Below are 18,131 nucleotides of genomic sequence, written 5' to 3'. Positions count from 1 at the left end.
TAGACTCCTAGAACGTCAGGTCGGGATCGGCGGGTTGAAAGTATCCCTCGACATCCGCCGCGGTGACTTCGGCCAACGACGGTGGCGACCACTTGGGATTGCGGTCCTTGTCGACCAGCAGCGCGCGGATGCCCTCCACGAAGTCATGCGAGCGAAGCGCGGCGCACGACACCCGGAACTCTTCCCGCAGAACGTCTTCCAACGAGCCGAGATCCGCGGCGCGCCTGACCGAGGCGAGCGTGACGGCCAGCGCGATGGGGGAGCGGCTCGCGATCAGGTTGGCGGCGTCGTTGGCGGGCCCGGCGTCATGCCCGCGCAGTGCGGCAAGGATGTCGGGGACCGTCTCGCCGGCGTAACACTTGTCGATCCACTCGCGTTGGGCGAGAAGGGGACTGGGGGGTGGTGCCGTCGCGTGGGCGCTCAGCGCGGCGTCGATGCCGTCGGTCAGCAAGGACTTCTTGAAGGCGGCGATGGCGTCGTGGGGAAGGAAGTGGTCGGCGAAGCCCATGGCAATGGCGTCGGCGCCGGAGAACGGCGCCCCGGTCAGCGCGGCATGCAGGCCGAGCCGGCCAGGCGCCCGGGACAGGAGGTACGTGCCGCCGACGTCGGGGATGAAGCCGATCCCGACCTCGGGCATGCCCATCTTCGTGGTGTCCGTGACGATGCGCGTGTTCGCATGCGCGCCGACGCCCACACCGCCGCCCATCACGATGCCGTCCATGAGGGACACGTAGGTCTTGGGGTAACGCGCGATCTCGGCGTTCAGGACGTACTCGTCGTGCCAGAACGCCCGCGCTTCGGCGCCATCCGCCCGGGCGCTGTGATAGAGCGCGATGACGTCGCCGCCGGCACACAGGCCGCGTTCGCCCGCGCCCGACAGCAGCACGGTGTGCACCGAATCGTCGCTCGCCCAGTCCGTCAGGGTCTTCGCGAGACGCGTCACCATGCCATGGGTGAGCGAGTTGATCGCCTTGGGCCGGTTCAGCGTCAGCAAGCCGACGCCGTTCTCGACACTTACTAGGATGTCCTCGTTTTCTTCGGCCACGGCTTAGCAATCTAGATCGTCACTGTCCGGCGCCGCGCGGCAGGTAGCGTCTTGCTGAGAAAGTTCACAGTTTCGCGGTCGACGGCGGGAACCATGTCTGCCACGCTGATCGTTGTTGGAGTATTCGCCAGCAGGCGAAGCACAGCTCAGAGAGGATCCGACGGTGCGCGAGAGCAGCAACCCGGTATTCCGTTCGCTGCCCAAGGGGCAGGGCGGATACGCGCAGTTTGGTACCGGAGCCGCTGGCTACGGTGCCCAGCAGGTACAAGCCGACCCATACGTAACGCAGTACCCCGACCAGCGGCAGACCGGGGTTTCCCGGCCGCTGACCATCGATGACGTCGTCACCAAGACCGGAATCACGCTGGCCGTGCTGTCCGCGGTCGCCGTCGTTTCCTACTTCCTGGTGTCCGGCAACGTCGCATTGGCGATGCCGTTCACCCTCATCGGTGCTCTTGGCGGGCTGGTCCTGGTGCTGATCGCGACCTTCGGGCGCAAGCAGGACAACCCGGCCATCGTGTTGAGCTACGCCGCACTGGAGGGCCTGTTCCTCGGCGCCTTCTCGTTCGTGATCGCGAACCTCTACGTCTCCGGCACCAGCGCCGGCGCGTTGATCAGCCAGGCGATCATGGGCACCATCGGCGTGTTCGTCGGCATGCTCGTCGTCTACAAGACCGGCGCCATCCGCGTCACCCCGAAGTTCACCCGGATGCTGGTCGCGGCCATGTTCGGCGTGCTGGTGCTGATGCTCGGCAACCTGGTGCTCGGCATGTTCGGTGTCGGCGGCGGCGAGGGCATGGGCCTGCGCAGCGGCGGCCCGCTGGCGATCATCTTCTCGCTGGTCTGCATCGGCATCGCGGCGTTCAGCTTCCTGATCGACTTCGACTCCGCGGACCAGATGATCCGCGCCGGTGCACCGGAGAAGGCGGCGTGGGGCATTGCCCTTGGCCTGACCGTCACGCTGGTCTGGCTGTACATCGAAATCCTGCAGCTGCTGAGTTATTTCTCAAGGGATTAGCAGCAGCTGCTCCCCGAAAGCCCGGCACGTCGTGCCGGGCTTTCGTTTGTTTGGGGCCGGTTCGACCCCCGCCGCGCCGCCGTCGACTCTGCGCCCACGGCTTCGTCCACTCGCACTTCTCCGCCCAGATCGCAGAGTGAACGCGTGGTTGTGCACAGACCGCCTTTCATCCCCAGCGTCTTGCTGTCGCCGCCCCGTGGGTCGTTCAACGTCGGCGGTCGGCACGACCGTAGCTTCATGGACACGAGCAACGGCCCCTTCGTCGGCTCCGAAGCGTTGGCTTCGGGGCAGCTGACTCGCTACGAGCTGCGCCGCTACCACCGAGCGATCATGCCGAACGTCTACCTGGACAAGCGACTACGACCGACGCTGCGTTTGCGCACGCACGCCGCGTGGCTGTGGTCAGGGCGCGAAGCGGTGGTGGCAGGTTCCGCGGCGGCGGCACTCCACGGCACGAAGTGGGTCGACGACGCCGCGCCCGTCGAATTGATCTGGCGCAACGCGAGATCGCCGCGTGGAGTGATCACCCGCGCCGATCTCTTGCTCGAGTCCGAAGTGAAGCAGCTCGAGGGGTTGAGGGCTACGACGCCGGAGCGAACGGCGTTCGACGTCGGCAGGCGGGGGCGACTGCACGCAGCAGTCGCGCGGCTGGATGCGCTCGGAAACAAGACCGGCTTCAAGGCCGATGACGTTCTGGCGCTGGTGCCCGACCATTCGCGAGCCAGAGGACTACGCCAGCTCGAGGCTGCTCTCGACCTCTACGATTCCGGCGCCGAGTCGCCGAAGGAAACGTGGCTGCGCCTGTTGCTCATTGCCGATGGCTTCCCTCGCCCACAGACGCAGATCCCGGTTCTTGGGCCCGACGGCTTTCCCCTGTACTACCTGGACATGGGCTGGGAGGACATCATGTTGGCCGTCGAATACGACGGCGTTCAACACGCCGACCAGCTCGGCTATGACATCGTGCGCAACGAATACATCGCGGGCGTCGGCTGGACGACCATCAGGGTCGCGGCCGGCCATCGCCCGTCAGCCGTCCTCGCCCGCGTTCACCGGGCCTGGGACAGCCTCACGTCGCCGTTGGCTCTGCGCTGAGGGCGCACCGCACTCGGTAATTTGCGCCATGGACGCAGAGTCAACGCCAAATAGGGAGCTAGCTCAGGCGCTCGATGACCATCGCCATGCCCTGGCCGCCGCCGACGCACATCGACTCGACACCGAACGTCTTGTCATGCGTGGCAAGGTTGTTCAGCAGCGTCGCGGTGATGCGGGCGCCCGTCATGCCGAACGGATGACCCAAGGCGATCGCGCCACCGGACACGTTCAGCTTGTCCTCGTCGATGCCGAGTTCGCGCGCCGAGCCGATCACCTGAACGGCGAACGCCTCGTTGATCTCGACGAGGTCGATGTCGGAGATCTGCTTGCCCGCCTTCGCCAGCGCCTTCTTGATCGCCTCGATGGGCCCAAGACCCATGATCTCCGGCGACAGCCCCGACACACCCGTGGACACGATGCGCGCCAACGGCGTCAGGCCGAGCTCCTTGGCCTTGGTGTCGCTCATGATGACCAGCGCCGCGGCGCCGTCGTTGAGCGGACACGCGTTGCCCGCGGTGACCGTGCCGTTCGGCCGGAACACCGGCTTGAGCTGGCTGATCGCCTCGTAGGTGGTGCCTGCACGCGGGCCGTCGTCCTTGGACACGACGGTCCCGTCGGGCAGCGTCACGGGCACGATCTCGCGGTCGAAGAAGCCGTTCTTGATGGCCTCCTCGGCGCGGTTCTGGCTCCGCACGCCCCAGCGGTCCTGGTCCTCGCGGCTGATGCCGGTCTTCAGCACGACGTTCTCGGCGGTCTGGCCCATCGCGATGTAGACGTCGGGGATGTTGCCGTCGTTGCGCGGGTCGTGCCATTCGTCGGCGCCGGCCGAGGCTGCCTCCGAACGCTTGCCTGCCTCGTCGTACAGCGGATTCTTGGTGTCGGGCCACGAGTCGGCGTTGCCCTTGCCGAAGCGGGACACCGTCTCGACGCCTGCGGAGATGAACACGTCGCCCTCGCCGGCCTTGATCGCGTGGAACGCCATCCGGGTGGTCTGCAGCGACGACGAGCAGTACCGGTTGACCGTCGTGCCAGGCAGGAAGTCGTAGCCGAGCTGCACGGCGACGGTGCGGCCGATGTTGAAGCCCGACTCGCCTGCCGGCTGGCCGCAGCCCATGATCAGGTCGTCGATGTCATGCGGGTCGAGGGAGGGCACCTTGTCCAGCGCCGCCCGCACCATCTGGGTGGCCAGGTCGTCGGGCCGGATGGATGCCAGCGAACCCTTGAAGGCGCGGCCGATCGGCGAGCGGGCGGTCGAGACGATGACGGCTTCGGGCATGACGGCTCCCTGGTGTCGAGGTGCGATACGAAATCTAAGGAGAAACTAGCCCGTCGCGCGGGCGACGATTGGCGCGGGTACTCCCGTCGTGCGCCGCCACAGCCGGCTGACCCCGCCGATCCTGGCTACCAGACTGCTGGTGTCGGATGCCCGCTGCTCCAGCGCAGGGCTCACATCCGAATCACTGGTCAACTCGCCCAACGCCTTACACAGCGCGGGCAGGAGTTGCTTGGCGGCAAGCGCATAACCGGCCGCGGACGGATGGAACATGTCCGACGAGAACAGCACCTCGGGCGCCTTGTAGAACTCCGGTGCCAGCAGATCCGAGAACGGCACCGGCACCCCGCCTGCCGCACGGACGGCACCTGCCTGGGCGCGCGCCAGACGCAACCCGAGCGTGCGGGTCACCAAGCGCAGCGGCTGCGGAATGGCGGTGATCACGCCGAAGTCAGGGCACGTCCCGACGACGACGACGGCGCCGCTGGCGCGCAACCGTCGCACCGCGGTCCCGAGCCGGCGTGCGGACGCCCCGATGCCGTTCACCGCAGTGATGTCATTGGCCCCGATCATCACGACCGCGGCGTCCGGCGGGGGACCGGCGACGAACATGGCGTCGATCTGGCCCGACAGTCCCTTGGAGGTGGCGCCGACGATGGCCTTCGTGCTCAGCCTGATCCGTTTGCCGGACTCCTCGGCCAGGCCGCGGGCGATGAGGACGCCGGGCACTTCGTCGGCCGCGCCGCAGCCGTAGCCGGTGGCCGTCGAGTCGCCGAAGATCATCAGGTGCAGGTCGAATGGCACGCCGCGGTGCCACTTTTCGACCGGGCCGCCACCTGGTGTGTAGACACCGTCGGCGCGCGGCGGAACCTCCCAGGACTTGGGGATCACCTGGCGAGCCTGGTCGGCCTGGATGCTCAGAAGGTTGCGCGCCCCGACGTAGGCCGTGCCCGTCGAAGCGAGCCCGGCCGCAGCCGCCAAGGCGATCGTCGAACGTCGACGCGGTGCCCGAATGCCCACATGATCAGTTTAAGGCGCCGATTCGTGGTTATCCGCGTGGCGACGAACGATGGGTGGTCACGTTGAGGTATCAAGTCCGGTATGAAATCAGATTCGTGATTGTTGAAAACTAAGTAGCGTGTCAAGCTAAGTTACCGGAGTTGGCTGAGCGCCGACGTGAACCGGGCACTACGACGGCGTAGGAGTGGTGGCGATGACGGCACCGAGTAAGGTATCGATAGCGTCGCGCGCTGGTGTCAGCGCAGCTAGAACGCATAAACCACGTAGGTTCCCGGTTAGTGACGGTGCACCGGTCGAGGTGGTGGAGGACGGCCCGAGCGTCGCCGGAAGGTTGTTTGCTCTGGGCGCGATGCTGACAATCAAGCCAACTCTCACCATCGGCAGTCTTGCACCGCGGCTGCCCTGGCCATGGGGTCTGGTGGACTTCGCCGCACGGGTCATGCGCCCCGCTCCTGGCGCCGTGCGCGCCACGATCGGGCTGCCGAACTGCACCGCCCAGCTGGTGCGCGCTGCGGGCGTCCTTCCCGCCGACGGCCAGCGCCGCGTCGTCCTGTACATGCATGGCGGTGCGTTCCTCACCTGCGGAGCCAATTCACACGGCAGGCTGGTCACCGCGCTGTCGAAGTTCGCCGACAGTCCCGTGCTCGTCGTGAACTACCGGATGATCCCGAAGCACTCGATCGGGCAGGCCGTCGACGACTGTCAGGATGCCTACAAGTGGTTGCGGCTCAAGGGATATGAGCCCGATCAGATCGTGCTGGCCGGCGACTCGGCCGGCGGATATCTGTCCCTCGCGCTGGCCGAGAGGCTGCAGATGGAGGACGAGCTGCCGGCCGCGGTGGTGACGATGTCGCCGCTGTTCGAGATCGACAACGAACACCGCGCCCAGCACCCGAACGTTCATTCGGATGCGATGTTCCCCGCGAAGGCGTTCCACGCGCTCGTCGACCTGGTGGAAGAGGCCGCCAAGCGCCACGTCGTCGACGGTGAGCCGGAGGAGGTGTACGAGCCGCTCGACCACATCGAGCCCGGCCTGCCCCGCACGCTCATCCACGTGTCGGGCTCAGAGGTGCTGCTCAACGACGCACGCAAGGCCGCCCACATGCTCGCGGCTGCCGGCGTACCGGTCGAGGTCCGGGTCTGGCCCGGTCAGATGCACGTGTTTCAGCTGGCTGCGCACGCGGTCAAGGAGGCGACGCGGTCACTGCGGCAGATCGGCGACTACATCCGAGAGGCCACCTGGTAGCCCAGCCTGGTACCTCGACGGCGGGCCTGACACGATGGACCCATGCGGATCGCAGGCCATCTCAGTGAGCTCATTGGCAACACGCCCCTAGTTCGGCTGAACTCCGTTGTGCCCGAAGGGGCCGGCCTTGTCGCAGCCAAGATCGAATACCTCAACCCCGGCGGCAGCGCCAAGGACCGCATCGCGATCAAGATGATCGACGCCGCCGAGGCGTCCGGCGAGCTGCGACCCGGCGGCACCATCGTCGAACCGACCTCCGGCAACACCGGCGTCGGGTTGGCCCTGGTCGCGCAGCAGCGGGGATACAAGTGCATCTTCGTCTGCCCCGACAAGGTCAGCGAGGACAAGCGGAACGTGTTGCGCGCGTACGGCGCCGACGTCGTGGTTTGCCCGACGGCGGTCGCGCCCGACGACCCGGACAGCTACTACAGCGTCTCCAACCGGCTGGTCAGCGAGATCGACGGGGCGTGGAAGCCCGATCAGTACTCCAATCCGATGGGACCGGCCAGCCACTACGAGACCACCGGCCCCGAGATTTGGGCCGATACCGACGGCAAGGTGACGCACTTCGTCGCGGGCGTGGGGACCGGCGGGACGATCACCGGTGCGGGCCGCTACCTCAAGGAGGTTTCCGGCGGGGCGGTGCGCGTCATCGGCGTCGACCCCGAAGGTTCCGTGTATTCCGGTGGAACCGGGCGGCCCTACCTGGTCGAGGGCGTCGGCGAGGACTTCTGGCCGTCGGCCTACGACCCGAGCGTGCCCGACGAGATCATCGCGGTGTCCGACGCAGATTCCTTCGACATGACCAGACGACTGGCCCGAGAGGAAGCGCTGTTGGTCGGCGGGTCCTGCGGAATGGCCGCGGTCGCCGCGATCAAGGTGGCCGAGCGCGCCGGACCCGACGCGCTGGTGGTGGTACTGCTGCCCGACGGCGGACGTGGTTACCTCTCAAAGGTTTTCAACGACGCGTGGATGTCGTCGTACGGGTTCCTGCGCGGCAGGCTCGACGGGTCGATCGAGCAGTCGACGGTCGGAGACGTGTTGCGGCGCAAGTCCGGAGCGCTGCCCGACCTGGTCCACACCCATCCGCAGGAGACGGTGCGCGACGCCATCGGCATCCTCCGCGAGTACGGCGTCTCGCAGATGCCCGTCGTCGGCGCCGAGCCCCCGGTGATGGCCGGTGAAGTGGCCGGCAGCGTATCGGAACGTGAACTCTTGTCCGCCGTGTTCGAGGGACGGGCAAAGTTGGCCGACGCCGTTTCCCAGCACATGAGCCCCGCACTCCCATTGATCGGAGCGGGCGAACTGGTGTCGGCGGCTGCCAAGACGCTGCGCGAATGCGACGCCGTGATGGTGGTCGAAGACGGCAAACCGGTAGGTGTCCTGACGCGACACGACTTGCTGGGATTCCTGTCGGACGGCAATCCGCGCCGGTAAGCGGGTCATCGAGCACGGCGACCGTTCGCCAAAAACCATCAGCTTCGGCGATGATTCCGGCGTCTTCGGGCGCTGCGACGCGGGTGGTGAACTTCGCATTATCCAGGTCTTTTGGAGCCACTTCTCAGGTAGGGTTACACCGCTCGTTCCCAGCTAACGCAGACCCTTGGAAGGCGTCCATGACCGATCAACCGCCACCTCCCCCCGGGAACTATCCGCCGCCGCCTCCGGGCGGCTATCCGCCACCGCCGCAAGGGGGTGGCTATCCACCACCGCCGCCGCCGCAAGGGGGCGGCTACCCGCCGCCCGCCGGCGCTCCCGGAGCGGTCTTGCCCAAGGAGGCCTACACGCCGTGGTTGACCCGCGTGTTGGCGTGGATCATCGACTACATCCCGTACGCAATCGTCCTCGGCATCGGCTACGGCATCGAGGCCGCGACCCAGGAAACGGTGTGCGTCACCGACACATCCGAATACGACCTCGGTGACTTCTGCGCCACTGGAAACTCCACGCTGGGCGTGACCGCGATCGCGGTCTGCGCGCTGATCGGTATTGCCTACCTGGTGTGGAACTACGGCTACCGCCAGGGCACCACCGGGTCGAGCATCGGCAAGTCGATCATGAAGTTCAAAGTCGTCAGCGAAAAGACTTGGCAGCCCATCGGTTTCGGCATGTCGGTCGTTCGGCAGATCGCCCACATCGTGGACGCGATCATCTGCTACATCGGGTACCTGTTCCCGCTGTGGGACGCCAAGCGGCAGACCCTCGCAGACAAGATCATGACCACCGTCTGCGTGCCGCTGTAGACATCGAGCTCCAAGCGCCGGCCCGTGGCTTCATGCCGCGGGTCGGCGTGTTTTCCAAATCACCACATCAGTAGGAGAAGGCGCAATGACCGATCAACCACCCCCACCGCCGGGGAACTATCCGCCGCCTCCGCAAGGTGGCGGCTACCCGCCTCCTGGCGGGAATTACCCACCGCCGCAAGGTGGCGGCGGCTATCCACCTCCGCCACAGGGTGGCGGCTACCCGCCTGCGGGTGGCTACCCTCCGCCCGGTGGCTACCCGCCGCCGCCCCAGGGTGGTGGCTACCCGCCACCTCCGCAGGGTGGCGGCTACCCACCTCCGCCCCAGGGACAGGGTCCGGCGTTGCCGACCGAGTCGTATACGCCGTGGTTCACCAGGGTGCTGGCGTGGCTCATCGACTCCGTGCCGATCTTCGTCGTCGTGGGCATCGGGCAGCTCATTGCCGCGCTCACCGGCGAAAACGATTGCACCTCAGGCAGTTCCGATTACGGCTACAGTGCGTACTGCACCTCCAGCCCGTCGGCGATTGGCATGATCGCCTCGTTCCTCGCCAGCATCGCCGCCCTCGCCTACGTGGTGTGGAACTACGGCTACAAGCAGGGCACCACCGGGTCGAGCATCGGCAAGGGCATCATGAAGTTCAAGGTCGTCAGCGAGAAGACCTGGCAGCCCATCGGTTTCGGCATGTCGATCGTCCGGCAGATCGCCCACTTCGTGGACGCGATCATCTGCTACATCGGCTACCTGTTCCCGCTGTGGGATGCCAAGCGGCAGACGCTGGCGGACAAGATCATGACGACGGTCTGCGTACCGATCACCAATAATTGAGTTACGCAACATGGCCGCGTCGAGTGGCCGCATCGCTGCTCGACGCGGTCCCCATCGTGGGGCTCGCGGTGCTCGCCGTCGCACTGATGTACCTGACTAGAAACAGGATGTGCGACGGCGACACCTCGGCCCGCGATCTCGGTGCACAGTGTGCTTCGGTGGTCAGCCCACTCGGCGTGATCACCTTCGTCGCCGGGTGGTTGGCGATCCTCGGCTTCTGCGTATGGAATCTCGGCTACCGGCAGGGCAGGACGGGATCGAGCGTCGGCAAGGCCGTCATGGGGTTGCGGGTGGTCGACGTCGCGGCGGGTGAGCCGATCGGGTTCTGGCGCTCGGTGATCCGGCAACTGGCGCACATCACGGACGTGCTCAGCGTCGGCCTCGGTTACCTGTGGCCGTTGTGGGACGCCAAGAATCAGACGTTCGCCGACAAGCTGGCTTCGACGGTGTGCATGCGCGCCGAGGTCAGCGGAACGCGCTGACGCCCGTCAGCGCCTCGCCGATGACCATCTGGTGCACTTCCGACGTGCCCTCGTAGGTCAGCACCGACTCCAGGTTGTTGGCGTGCCGGATCACCGGGTATTCCAGGGTGATTCCGTTGGCGCCCAGTAGCGTTCGGCACTGCCGCGCGATCTTGATGGCTTCGCGCACGTTGTTGAGCTTGCCGACGCTGACTTGCTCAGGTCGGATCCGTCCCTCGTCCTTGAGCCTGCCGAGGTGCAGCGCCAAGAGCTGGGCCTTGCCCAGTTCGACTGCCATGTCGGCGATCTTGGCCTGGGTTAGCTGGTAGCCGGCCAACGTCTTGTCGAACACCTGCCGGGTGCCGACGTAGTCCAGCGTGGTCTCCAGGCAATCACGGGCGGCGCCGACCGCGCCGAACACGATGCCGAAGCGGGCTTCCGACAGACACGCCAACGGGCCCGACAGGCCGCGGGCGCCTGGCAGTTTCGCGTCGTCGGGCAGTCGGACGTCGTCGAGGCTGAACTCGGAGGTGACCGACGCCCGCAGCGACAGCTTGTGCGTCATTTCGCGGGCGCTGAAGCCGGGCGTCGACGTCGGAACCGCGAACCCCAGGATGCCCTCCTCGGCGCGCGCCCAGACGATCGCGACGTCGGCCACCGAAGCGTTGGTGATCCACATCTTCGAGCCGTTGAGCACCCAGTCCGAGCCGTCGCGGCGCGCCGTCGTCCGCATGCCACCCGGGTTGGACCCGAAGTCGGGTTCGGTCAGCCCGAAGCAGCCGATCAGCTCGCCCGCGGCCATCCCTGGCAGCCACTGCTCGCGCTGCTCCTCGCTGCCCCAGTGGTGGATGGCGAACATCGCGAGCGATCCCTGCACGGACACCAGGCTGCGCAGGCCGCTGTCGACGGCCTCGAGTTCCTGGCACACCAGCCCGTAGGCGGTGGCGGTCGACCCGCCGCAGCCGTAGCCGGTGAGGTGCATGCCGAGCAGTCCGAGCTTGCCGATCTCGACCGCCAGTTCGCGCACCGGCACCTGACCGGATTCGAACCACTCTGCGACGAAGGGCCGCAGCCGTTGTTCGCCGAACTGCCGAACCATGGTGCGCAGCTCGATGTCCTCGGTGTTCAGCAGCGAGTCGAGGTCGAGGAGGCTCTCGATCGTCGTGGAAGCGGCCATGGTGAATGTCTACACCGGGCGTGGCCCACTCCGGACACCGTTACCCTGATCGACGATGAGTGAGCACCGTAGTAAGGCAGATGCGTACCGCGCGTACGGTCCGGCGACCAGGGCCATCCACGCCGGTTACCGCCCGGATCCCGCGACCGGCGCCGTCAACGCGCCGATCTACGCCAGCTCGACGTTCGCGCAGGACGGCGTCGGCGGGCTGCGCAGCGGGTTCGAGTACGCCCGCACCGGCAACCCCACCCGGTCCGCGCTCGAGGCGTCCTTGGCTGCCGTCGAGGGCGGCAACTACGGGCGTGCGTTCGCGTCGGGGATGGCCGCGACCGACTGCGCCCTGCGGGCGCTGCTGCGGCCCGGCGACCACGTCGTCATTCCCAACGACGCCTACGGCGGTACGTTCCGGCTGATCGACAAGGTCTTCACGAAGTGGGGTATCGAGTACACGCCCGCCGCCCAGTCCGACCTCGACGCCGTGCGTGCGGCGGTGACGTCCAAGACCAAGCTGATCTGGGTCGAGACCCCCACCAACCCGCTGCTGACCATCGCCGACATCGCGGGCATCGTGCAGATCGCCTCGACGGCGGGCGCGAAGGTCTTGGTGGACAACACCTTTGCCTCGCCAGCCTTGCAGCAGCCGCTGGCGCTCGGCGCCGACATCGTGCTGCATTCGACGACGAAGTACATCGGCGGCCACTCCGACGTGGTGGGCGGCGCGCTGGTGACCAACGACGAAGAACTCGACGATGCGTTCGCGTTCCTGCAGAACGGCGCCGGCGCGGTGCCGGGCCCGTTCGACGCCTACCTGACGATGCGTGGGCTCAAGACGCTCGTCCTGCGGATGCAGCGGCACAGCGAGAATGCCGCCCTCGTCGCCGACTTCCTCGACGGACATCCCGCCGTCGAGACCGTGCTGTATCCGGGGCTGCCGAACCACCCGAACCACGACGTCGCCACCCGTCAGATGTCGGGCTTCGGCGGCATGGTGTCGGTGCGGTTGCGTGGCGGTCGCGATGCCGCCCATCAACTGTGTGCCCGCACCGAGATCTTCATCCTCGCCGAGTCGCTCGGCGGGGTCGAGTCGCTCATCGAGCATCCCGGTGCGATGACGCACGCCTCCACGGCCGGTTCGCAACTCGAGGTGCCCGACGACCTGGTGCGCCTCTCGGTGGGCATCGAGGAATCCGGCGACCTGCTGGCCGACCTCGAACAGGCGCTACGAAAGGGCTGACCGCAGGACCGACGCGGTGACGGCCAGATTCATCTCCGGCAACGCGGTCGGGTACTCGTTCACCCAGCTGCCGCTGGCGATTTCGGTGGCCCTGGCGTGCACCCAGCGCCAGCCGCGGTCGTTGAGGCTGAGCAGCGCTCCGAGCCCGTCCGACGCGTGCAGCAGCGAGACGATGGCCGCCGTCGACGGTGTGGGTGGCCGCCGATCGAACAACGCCGACAGCAGCTGGGCCCTGGCCTGGCCCACCCGCTCGCGGTTGGTCAGCGGCCACGCGTACGGCTTGCTGAATCGCTTGGACTGCAGTCGAACCCGACGGATCTGACCCTGCCGCTCCAGGTGCAGCGTCAGACCCTCCTGGATGCCCTTGCGCAACTTCGACACCGCGACGTCCGGTCGCAGCGCGCGGCGCTGGAGCAGCTGAAGGGCCGGCTCGCCGACGGGATCGGTGGGACCGCCGGCAGCGAGTGCCAGCAGCAGGCCCGCTTCCGCGGGGTCACCGGGGACGGCGGGCCGGATGCGGCATGCGTACGCCAGATCGAGCAGTACCGCGGCGGCAAGCACCCGTTCCCGACGATCGCGCTCGAGGGCGGGTTGCGCCGACGCGTTGTCGAGAAGGAGCAGCAAGAGGTCCTCGGCGATCTGCGCCATGGAACGGACCGTAGATCAGCCGATGGGGGTCTCGCGAATCAGGAGTGGTACGGCTCCGCCTTGACCAGCGTCACCTTGACGGTGTTGCCGCTGGGCACGGTGTACTCGCGGGTCTCCTTCTCCTTGGCGCCGATCAGCGCGCCGCCAAGCGGCGAGTTCGGTGAGAAGACCTCGAGCTTGCCGTCGCTGACACCCTCTTGGCGGGTGGCGATGAGGAACGTCTCGGTCTCGCCGTCGTCGTACTTGACCGTGACCACTGAGCCGGGCAGCGCGACGCCGGACTGCGTGGGCGCCTCGCCGACCTTGGCGTTGTTCAGCAGCTCCTGCAGCTGGCGGATGCGGGCTTCCTGCTGGCCCTGCTCCTCGCGCGCGGCGTGGTAGCCGCCGTTCTCGCGGAGGTCGCCCTCTTCGCGACGGTCGTTGATCTCCGCGGCGATGATGGGCCGATTGGCGATCAGCTGGTCGAGCTCGGTCTTCAACCGGTCGTGTGCTTCCTGGGTAAGCCAGGTGACCTGCGTGTCGGTCATGTCGTCGCGCTCCTGTCGTCGTCGTCTCGCGCTCTTGGTCTAAGAGAGGCCCCGTTTTGCCGCGATCGCAAGCGCATACCCGCGCGTTAAAGCAGCAATACACGGCTCCATCCAGGAACCGTGTATCCGACCATGCTACCACCGCCAGGTCAGCCGAACTTTGCTTATTTGCTGCGCGGTGTTCGCCCGGTGGACGCCGAAAGCGTGCTGCTCAGGGGTTGACGAGGTAGGCAGGAACGTCGGTTCCGCACCCGTAGACGTCACCGACCACGGGCCGCTTACTGGCCTTCACGATCGTCGTCACCTGCACCGATGCCTGCGACGACGGCGGCACCAGCACCTCGCGTCGACCGGTTTCACTGCCGTCGATGGAGCGGGCCCTCACGATGCACACCACCGGGCGGGAAGGGTCCTTGCGGGTAACCGTGATGGTTACCTCCGCGGTGCGGTCGTCGATGAGTCGGTAGCCGCCCAGCTCGCCCTTGACGTCGCCGGTGCCGAGCCGCTGATAACCGACGAACGCGATCACGACACCGACCACGACGACGAGGAGGAAGAGACCGATCGCCAGTCGACGACGGGACGGCCGCGACAGCCGTTGTCGCCCGTAGCGGGCGGCGGGACGCTCGATCATGCGAGGTTGGGCCCCCGGGGTGGGTCTGGATTCGGATCGGAGTACTAGGACTGGAACTATAGGACCACCCGGAACTGTTGAACGTGTCCGTACGAGTCCCGACGACGAAGCGAGCAGGTAGGCACGAGTGAGCGAACTGCGCTTGATGGCGGTGCACGCCCACCCGGACGATGAGTCCAGCAAGGGCGCGGCAACCATGGCCCGCTATTCGGCCGAGGGTGCGCGCGTGATGGTCGTGTCGCTGACGGGCGGCGAACGGGGCGACATCCTCAATCCGGCGATGGACCTGCCCGAGGTGCACGGCCGGATTCACGAGATCCGCCGCGACGAGATGGCCAAGGCCGCCGAGATCCTGGGCGTCGAGCATCACTGGCTGGGGTTCATCGATTCGGGGTTGCCCGAGGGGGATCCGCCGCCGCCGCTGCCGGAGGGTTGCTTCGCGTTGGTGCCGCTGGAGCAGCCGACGGAGGCCCTGGTCCGGGTGATCCGCGAGTTCAAGCCACACGTGATGACCACGTACGACGAGAACGGCGGCTACCCGCATCCCGATCACATCCGCTGCCACGAGGTGTCGGTGGCGGCCTACGAGGCGGCGGGCGACTACCGGCTGTTCCCCGACGCGGGCGAACCGTGGAACGTCTCGAAGCTGTACTACAACCACGGGTTCCTGCGGAAGCGGATGCAGCTGATCCAGGACGAATTCGCCAAGCACGGCATGCACGGACCCTTCGACAAGTGGCTCGAGCGCTGGGATCCCGAGCTCGACGTCTTCGCCCAGCGCGTCACCACGCGGATCGAATGCGCGAAGTACTTCGAGCAGCGCGACGACGCCCTGCGCGCGCACGCCACGCAGATCGACCCGAAGGGTGACTTCTTCGCCGCGCCGATCGAATGGCAGCAGCGGCTGTGGCCCACCGAGGAGTACGAATTGGCCCGCTCCCGGGTGCCCGTCCAGCTGCCCGAGGACGATCTCTTCGCCGGGATCAGACCGTGACCGACACGTTGGTGCTCATCGCCGGGTTGCTCGCCGACGAGCCACCCCGCGACACCGGACCCGACTTCGGCAAGGCCAGTCCGTTCGGCCTCGTCATCGTCGTGATCCTGCTGATCTGCACGTTCCTACTGGTCTGGTCGATGAACCGGCACCTCAAGAAGCTGCCGGAGTCGTTCGACCCCGAACACCCCGAGCCCGACCAGGCCGTCGACGACGGGACCGTGGACCTGCCCGGCGACGCGGCGGCCGGCAACGGAGATCCCCGGCGTGAGCCAGGGAGCTAACGCACTCGGGGCGGCCACCAGCCCCTACCTTCGCCAGCACGCCGACAACCCGGTGCACTGGCGGGAGTGGAGCGCCGACGCACTCGCGGAGGCGGCGTCGCGTGACGTCCCGATCCTGTTGTCGATCGGGTACGCGGCGTGCCACTGGTGTCACGTCATGGCGCACGAGTCGTTCGAAGACGACGAGGTCGCCGCCGCGATGAACGCCGCCTTCGTCTGCATCAAGGTCGACCGCGAGGAGCGGCCCGACCTCGACGCGGTCTACATGAACGCCACCGTCGCGCTGACGGGTCAGGGCGGCTGGCCCATGACGTGCTTCCTGACTCCCGACGGCCGTCCGTTCTTCTGCGGCACGTACTACCCGAAGGCCGGGTTTCTGCAACTGCTCGCCGCTGTCGACGACACGTGGCGCAATCGCCGTGCCGAGGTGGAGCAGGCATCCGACTCGATCGCGGGCGAGCTGCGGTCGATGGCCTCCGGCTTGCCCGGCGGCGGCCCGGCCCTGGTGCCCGAACTGTGCGACCACGCCGTTGCGGCCGTGCTGGCCGACGAGGACGTCGTCCGCGGCGGCTTCGGCGGTGCGCCCAAGTTTCCGCCGTCGGCACTTCTGGAGGCGTTGTTGCGCAACCACGAACGGACCGGCGCGTCGTTGGACGCGGTGGAGCGCACCTGCACGGCGATGGCGCGTGGCGGCATCTACGACCAGTTGGCCGGTGGCTTCGCCAGATACAGCGTCGACGCGTCGTGGGTGGTGCCGCACTTCGAGAAGATGCTCTACGACAATGCATTGCTGCTGCGGGTCTACGCCCACTGGGCGCGACGAACGGGAAACCCGTTGGCGCGCAGGGTGACCCGTGAGACGGCGCGTTTCATCATCGACGACCTCGGCGCGGACGGCATGTTCACCTCGTCGCTGGACGCCGACACCGCGGGAGTGGAGGGCCTGACGTACGTCTGGACGCCCGATCAGCTGCGCGACGTCCTCGGCGAGGAGGACGGACGTTGGGCAGCAACGGTTTTCGCGGTCAGCGACGAGGGCACGTTCGAGCACGGCAGCTCGGTGCTGCAGTTGCCCGACGACCCCGCTGATGTCGAGCGGATGGCGCGCGTCCGCGCGGCGTTGTCGGCGGCGCGTGCGACGCGGCCGCAGCCGGGGCGCGACGACAAGGTGGTCACTGCGTGGAACGGCTTCGCGATCACCGCGTTGGCCGAGGCTTCCGTAGCGCTGGACGAGCCCGAATTGCTCACCGCCGCAACGGCGTGCGCCCGCGCGGTCGTCGACCTGCACGTCGTGGACGGGCGGTTGCGACGGGCTAGCCTTGGTGGCCGGGTCGGTGACAGCGCTGCCATTCTCGAAGATCACGGGGCGCTGGCGACTGCGCTTCTGACGCTGTTCCAGCTCACCGGAGACGGGCAGTGGCTGGACACCGCGAGCGCGCTGCTGAACGTTGCGTTGGAGCACTTCGCCGACGCCGACGGCCGGTGGTTCGATACCGCCGACGACGCCGAGCAGCTGATGGTGCGTCCGGCCGATCCCATCGACGGCGCGACACCGTCCGGGGCGGCGCTGATCACCGAGGCGCTCCAGCTCGCCGCGCATCTGGCCCCGGCGCCGCTCGCGGACCGGTACGCGGCGGCCGCTGCCGCGGCATTGTCGGCAGCCACGCCGATCCTCGCCAAGGCGCCGCGGTCTGGTGGGCACTGGCTGGCGGTCGCCGAAGCGGCCGTACGCGGACCGATCCAGATCGCCGTCGCCTGCGACGCGGGAGATTCGGAGTTGTTGTCGGCTGCCAGGACTTTGGCGCCCGGCGGCGCGGTGGTGGTCGGCGGCGCCGTCGACTCCTCGGCGCTGCTGCTGGGACGGGACCGAATCGGCGGCAGGGACGCGGCCTACGTCTGCCGCGGACGGGTGTGTGACCTACCGGTCACGACCGCGGAGGAACTCGCATCCGCGTTGGGTGCTGCCGTGTAACGTGCGGCACATGCCGTCGCCCGAGCAGATCACGCAGACCGTCAATCGCTATCTGGAACTCGTCGCCGCAGGCAGCGCCGACGAGATCGTCGAGCTGTACGCCTCGGACGCCACGATCGAGGATCCGGTCGGCGGCGGCGAGGTGCACATCGGCAGGCAGGCCATCCACGGCTTCTACTCGAACATCGAAAACCTGAAGCGTAAAAGCGAATTGGTGACGCTGCGGGTCGGCGGCCACGAGGCGGCATACTTCTGGAACCTCACGGTCGACTTCGGCGGCAGCGCGTCGCGCATCGAGATCATCAGCGTCATGACGTTCGACGACGAGGCGAAGATCACGTCGATGAAGGCCTACTGGGGCCCGGAGAACATGACCCAGCTCTGAGCGATTCGTGGAGCCTCACCGGCGGTGAGCGCCGGTAGGACTCCAC

At 67.4% G+C, this 18,131-nt stretch carries 19 protein-coding genes; 12 read left to right on the top strand and 7 right to left on the bottom strand.

Features of this window, described 5'->3' with window-relative positions; translation table 11 throughout:
• Positions 1-7: 7 nt before the first annotated feature.
• Entirely contained in the window at positions 8-1,045 is a 1,038-nt protein-coding gene (locus tag N536_RS0114520) for an enoyl-CoA hydratase/isomerase family protein (protein ID WP_029114272.1), read from the bottom strand.
• 163 nt (positions 1,046-1,208) lie between these two features.
• On the opposite strand from N536_RS0114520, the gene N536_RS0114515 reads away from it, so the two are divergent.
• Together N536_RS0114515 and N536_RS0114510 are read left to right on the top strand one after the other, a co-directional pair.
• Entirely contained in the window at positions 1,209-2,063 is an 855-nt protein-coding gene (locus N536_RS0114515; protein WP_029114271.1) for a Bax inhibitor-1/YccA family protein, read from the top strand.
• A gap of 237 nt (positions 2,064-2,300) precedes the next feature.
• Positions 2,301-3,158: an endonuclease domain-containing protein gene (locus N536_RS0114510; RefSeq protein ID WP_029114270.1), complete on the top strand. Its 858-nt coding sequence runs from the start codon at positions 2,301-2,303 to the stop codon at positions 3,156-3,158.
• Between the two features lie 58 nt (positions 3,159-3,216).
• Here N536_RS0114510 and N536_RS0114505 read toward each other — a convergent pair whose 3' ends face one another.
• Together N536_RS0114505 and N536_RS0114500 are read right to left on the bottom strand one after the other, a co-directional pair.
• Positions 3,217-4,434, bottom strand: coding sequence for an acetyl-CoA C-acetyltransferase (locus tag N536_RS0114505; protein ID WP_029114269.1), 1,218 nt, complete (start codon positions 4,432-4,434; stop codon positions 3,217-3,219).
• Between the two features lie 45 nt (positions 4,435-4,479).
• Entirely contained in the window at positions 4,480-5,451 is a 972-nt protein-coding gene (locus N536_RS0114500) for an SGNH/GDSL hydrolase family protein (RefSeq protein ID WP_029114268.1), read from the bottom strand.
• A 193-nt stretch (positions 5,452-5,644) separates the two neighbouring features.
• Between N536_RS0114500 and N536_RS0114495 the strand changes: the two genes are divergently transcribed.
• The 5 genes from N536_RS0114495 (at position 5,645) to N536_RS0114475 (ending at position 10,251) form a co-directional block, all read left to right on the top strand.
• Positions 5,645-6,697: an alpha/beta hydrolase fold domain-containing protein gene (locus tag N536_RS0114495; RefSeq protein WP_029114267.1), complete on the top strand. Its 1,053-nt coding sequence runs from the start codon at positions 5,645-5,647 to the stop codon at positions 6,695-6,697.
• A gap of 42 nt (positions 6,698-6,739) precedes the next feature.
• On the top strand, positions 6,740-8,134 hold the full coding sequence (locus N536_RS0114490) for a cystathionine beta-synthase (protein WP_029114266.1): 1,395 nt from the start codon (positions 6,740-6,742) through the stop codon (positions 8,132-8,134).
• Positions 8,135-8,313: 179 nt separating this feature from the next.
• Positions 8,314-8,940 (top strand): RDD family protein, encoded by a 627-nt coding sequence (locus N536_RS0114485; RefSeq protein WP_029114265.1) that lies wholly within the window; start codon positions 8,314-8,316, stop codon positions 8,938-8,940.
• 85 nt (positions 8,941-9,025) lie between these two features.
• Positions 9,026-9,769 carry an RDD family protein gene (locus tag N536_RS0114480; RefSeq protein WP_029114264.1) on the top strand — a complete coding sequence of 248 codons (744 nt, stop codon included), beginning with the start codon at positions 9,026-9,028 and terminating at the stop codon, positions 9,767-9,769.
• A complete protein-coding gene (locus tag N536_RS0114475; RefSeq protein ID WP_081809205.1) occupies positions 9,766-10,251 on the top strand; it encodes an RDD family protein in 486 nt (161 codons plus the stop codon). Before N536_RS0114480 ends, N536_RS0114475 begins: the two co-directional genes overlap by 4 nt.
• On the opposite strand, the gene N536_RS0114470 is transcribed toward N536_RS0114475, so the two are convergent.
• Entirely contained in the window at positions 10,235-11,407 is a 1,173-nt protein-coding gene (locus N536_RS0114470; RefSeq protein WP_029114262.1) for an acyl-CoA dehydrogenase family protein, read from the bottom strand. The two genes, N536_RS0114475 and N536_RS0114470, sit on opposite strands and share 17 nt — an antisense overlap.
• Positions 11,408-11,462: 55 nt before the next feature.
• Here N536_RS0114470 and N536_RS0114465 point away from each other — a divergent pair, with 55 nt between their 5' ends.
• Positions 11,463-12,641 (top strand): cystathionine gamma-synthase, encoded by a 1,179-nt coding sequence (locus tag N536_RS0114465; RefSeq protein WP_029114261.1) that lies wholly within the window; start codon positions 11,463-11,465, stop codon positions 12,639-12,641.
• Here the strand turns inward: N536_RS0114465 and N536_RS0114460 are convergent.
• From N536_RS0114460 to N536_RS0114450, 3 genes are all read right to left on the bottom strand, one after another.
• Positions 12,627-13,289: a GPP34 family phosphoprotein gene (locus tag N536_RS0114460; protein WP_029114260.1), complete on the bottom strand. Its 663-nt coding sequence runs from the start codon at positions 13,287-13,289 to the stop codon at positions 12,627-12,629. The genes N536_RS0114465 and N536_RS0114460 overlap by 15 nt on opposite strands.
• Positions 13,290-13,327: 38 nt before the next feature.
• Entirely contained in the window at positions 13,328-13,816 is a 489-nt protein-coding gene (gene greA / locus N536_RS0114455) for a transcription elongation factor GreA (RefSeq protein WP_029114259.1), read from the bottom strand.
• Between the two features lie 211 nt (positions 13,817-14,027).
• Positions 14,028-14,450, bottom strand: coding sequence for a DUF4307 domain-containing protein (locus tag N536_RS0114450; RefSeq protein WP_029114258.1), 423 nt, complete (start codon positions 14,448-14,450; stop codon positions 14,028-14,030).
• Positions 14,451-14,577: 127 nt separating this feature from the next.
• Between N536_RS0114450 and mca the strand changes: the two genes are divergently transcribed.
• From mca to N536_RS0114430, 4 genes are read left to right on the top strand one after another with little or no spacing between them, the layout of a single operon-like run.
• Positions 14,578-15,444 carry a mycothiol conjugate amidase Mca gene (mca, locus tag N536_RS0114445; RefSeq protein WP_029114257.1) on the top strand — a complete coding sequence of 289 codons (867 nt, stop codon included), beginning with the start codon at positions 14,578-14,580 and terminating at the stop codon, positions 15,442-15,444.
• Complete coding sequence (locus N536_RS0114440; RefSeq protein WP_029114256.1) at positions 15,441-15,728, top strand: hypothetical protein; 288 nt, start codon at positions 15,441-15,443, stop codon at positions 15,726-15,728. Before mca ends, N536_RS0114440 begins: the two co-directional genes overlap by 4 nt.
• Positions 15,712-17,700, top strand: a complete 1,989-nt coding sequence (locus N536_RS0114435; protein WP_029114255.1) for a thioredoxin domain-containing protein — start codon at positions 15,712-15,714, stop codon at positions 17,698-17,700. The genes N536_RS0114440 and N536_RS0114435 overlap by 17 nt, the downstream gene beginning before the upstream one ends.
• Positions 17,701-17,710: 10 nt before the next feature.
• The gene (locus N536_RS0114430; protein ID WP_029114254.1) at positions 17,711-18,085 is read left to right on the top strand and encodes a nuclear transport factor 2 family protein; all 375 of its coding nucleotides are present in this window, start codon (positions 17,711-17,713) and stop codon (positions 18,083-18,085) included.
• The last annotated feature ends 46 nt before the right edge of the window (positions 18,086-18,131 follow it).

Source organism: Mycobacterium sp. URHB0044, from assembly GCF_000620625.1.
Taxonomy (GTDB): domain Bacteria; phylum Actinomycetota; class Actinomycetes; order Mycobacteriales; family Mycobacteriaceae; genus Mycobacterium.
Note: the sequence above shows the minus strand (reverse complement) of the source record. Positions and strands in the feature narration are given on the sequence as shown.